We start from the raw sequence: 3,004 nt of genomic DNA on the forward strand, positions 1-3,004 counted from the left end.
AGTTCTTAAGTCTCTTCTTTATAAGAAGAGCAGTAACTAACTTTTTTAGGTTAAGTTATTAAGGGCGCACGGTGGATGCCTTGGCACTAGGAGCCGATGAAGGACGGCACTAACACCGATATGCTTCGGGGAGCTGTAAGTAAGCTTTGATCCGGAGATTTCCGAATGGGGGAACCCACTGTTCGTAATGGAACAGTATCTTGACGTGAATACATAGCGTCATGATGGCATACCCAGGGAACTGAAACATCTAAGTACCTGGAGGAAGAGAAAGAAAATATTCGATTCCCTGAGTAGCGGCGAGCGAAACGGGAAAAGCCCAAACCAAGAGGCTTGCCTCTTGGGGTTGTAGGACACTCTATATAGAGTTACAAAGGAATGAATTAGGCAAAGCGACCTGGAAAGGTCTGCCATAGAGGGTAAAAGCCCCGTAGTCGAAAGTTCATTCTCTCTTGAGTGTATCCTGAGTACGGCGGAACACGTGAAATTCCGTCGGAATCCGGGAGGACCATCTCCCAAGGCTAAATACTCCCTAGTGACCGATAGTGAACCAGTACCGTGAGGGAAAGGTGAAAAGCACCCCGGGAGGGGAGTGAAATAGAACCTGAAACCGTGTGCCTACAAGTAGTTAGAGCCCGTTAATGGGTGATAGCGTGCCTTTTGTAGAATGAACCGGCGAGTTACGATTACGTGCAAGGTTAAGTCGAGAAGACGGAGCCGTAGCGAAAGCGAGTCTGAATAGGGCGAATGAGTACGTGGTCGTAGACCCGAAACCAGGTGATCTACCCATGTCCAGGGTGAAGGTGAGGTAACACTCACTGGAGGCCCGAACCCACGCACGTTGAAAAGTGCGGGGATGAGGTGTGGGTAGCGGAGAAATTCCAATCGAACTTGGAGATAGCTGGTTCTCTCCGAAATAGCTTTAGGGCTAGCCTCGTGATTGAGAATACTGGAGGTAGAGCACTGTTTGGACTAGGGGCCCATCTCGGGTTACCGAATTCAGACAAACTCCGAATGCCAGATATTTATACACGGGAGTCAGACTGCGAGTGATAAGATCCGTAGTCAAAAGGGAAACAGCCCAGACCACCAGCTAAGGTCCCAAAGTAATCGTTAAGTGGAAAAGGATGTGGCGTTGCTTAGACAACCAGGATGTTGGCTTAGAAGCAGCCATCATTTAAAGAGTGCGTAATAGCTCACTGGTCGAGTGACGCTGCGCCGAAAATGTATCGGGGCTAAACGATTCACCGAAGCTGTGGATGGACATCGATGATGTCCGTGGTAGGAGAGCGTTCTAAGGGCGTTGAAGTCAGACCGGAAGGACTGGTGGAGCGCTTAGAAGTGAGAATGCCGGTATGAGTAGCGAAAGATGGGTGAGAATCCCATCCACCGTATGACTAAGGTTTCCTGAGGAAGGCTCGTCCGCTCAGGGTTAGTCGGGACCTAAGTCGAGGCCGATAGGCGTAGACGATGGACAACAGGTTGATATTCCTGTACCACCTCCCCGCCGTTTGAGTAATGGGGGGACGCAGTAGGATAAGGTAAGCGCGCTGTTGGATATGCGCGCCCAAGCAGTAAGGCGTGGAAGTAGGCAAATCCGCTTCCTATAACGTTGAGCTGTGATGGGGAGCTCTTTAGAGCGAAGTACCTGATTTCACGCTGCCAAGAAAAGCCTCTAGCGAGGCGGGAGGTGCCCGTACCGCAAACCGACACAGGTAGTCGAGGAGAGAATCCTAAGGTGTGCGAGAGAACTCTCGTTAAGGAACTCGGCAAAATGACCCCGTAACTTCGGGAGAAGGGGTGCTCTCGTGAGAGAGCCGCAGTGAATAGGCCCAGGCGACTGTTTAGCAAAAACACAGGTCTCTGCAAAACCGTAAGGTGACGTATAGGGGCTGACGCCTGCCCGGTGCTGGAAGGTTAAGAGGAGGGGTTAGTGGTATCACGAAGCTCTGAATTGAAGCCCCAGTAAACGGCGGCCGTAACTATAACGGTCCTAAGGTAGCGAAATTCCTTGTCGGGTAAGTTCCGACCCGCACGAAAGGCGTAACGATCTGGGCACTGTCTCAACGAGAGACTCGGTGAAATTATAGTACCTGTGAAGATGCAGGTTACCCGCGACAGGACGGAAAGACCCCGTGGAGCTTTACTGTAGCCTGATATTGAATTTTGGCACAACTTGTACAGGATAGGTAGGAGCCAGAGAACTCGGAGCGCCAGCTTCGAGGGAGGCGTCGGTGGGATACTACCCTGGTTGTGTTGAAATTCTAACCCATACCCCTTAGCGGGGTAGGAGACAGTGTCAGGTGGACAGTTTGACTGGGGCGGTCGCCTCCTAAAAGGTAACGGAGGCGCCCAAAGGTTCCCTCAGAATGGTTGGAAATCATTCGTAGAGTGTAAAGGCACAAGGGAGCTTGACTGCGAGACCTACAAGTCGAGCAGGGTCGAAAGACGGGCTTAGTGATCCGGTGGTTCCGCATGGAAGGGCCATCGCTCAACGGATAAAAGCTACCCCGGGGATAACAGGCTTATCTCCCCCAAGAGTCCACATCGACGGGGAGGTTTGGCACCTCGATGTCGGCTCATCGCATCCTGGGGCTGTAGTCGGTCCCAAGGGTTGGGCTGTTCGCCCATTAAAGCGGTACGCGAGCTGGGTTCAGAACGTCGTGAGACAGTTCGGTCCCTATCCGTCGTGGGCGTAGGAAATTTGAGAGGAGCTGTCCTTAGTACGAGAGGACCGGGATGGACACACCGCTGGTGTACCAGTTGTCTTGCCAAAGGCATCGCTGGGTAGCTATGTGTGGACGGGATAAGTGCTGAAAGCATCTAAGCATGAAGCCCCCCTCAAGATGAGATTTCCCATTACGCAAGTAAGTAAGATCCCTCAAAGACGATGAGGTAGATAGGTTCGAGGTGGAAGTGTGGTGACACATGGAGCTGACGAATACTAATCGATCGAGGACTTAACCAAATCTTGAATGCATTCAATGTCTTTATCCAGTTTTGA

1 rRNA gene is annotated in these 3,004 nt (G+C 51.5%); it reads left to right on the forward strand.

The annotated features are described in order from the left end of the window. Positions 1–48 precede the first annotated feature (48 nt). Positions 49–2,968 (forward strand): 23S ribosomal RNA (locus H9636_RS18825). Positions 2,969–3,004: the final 36 nt, after the last annotated feature.

It is taken from the genome of Ureibacillus galli (assembly GCF_014836845.1).
Taxonomy (GTDB): Bacteria; Bacillota; Bacilli; order Bacillales_A; family Planococcaceae; genus Ureibacillus; species Ureibacillus galli.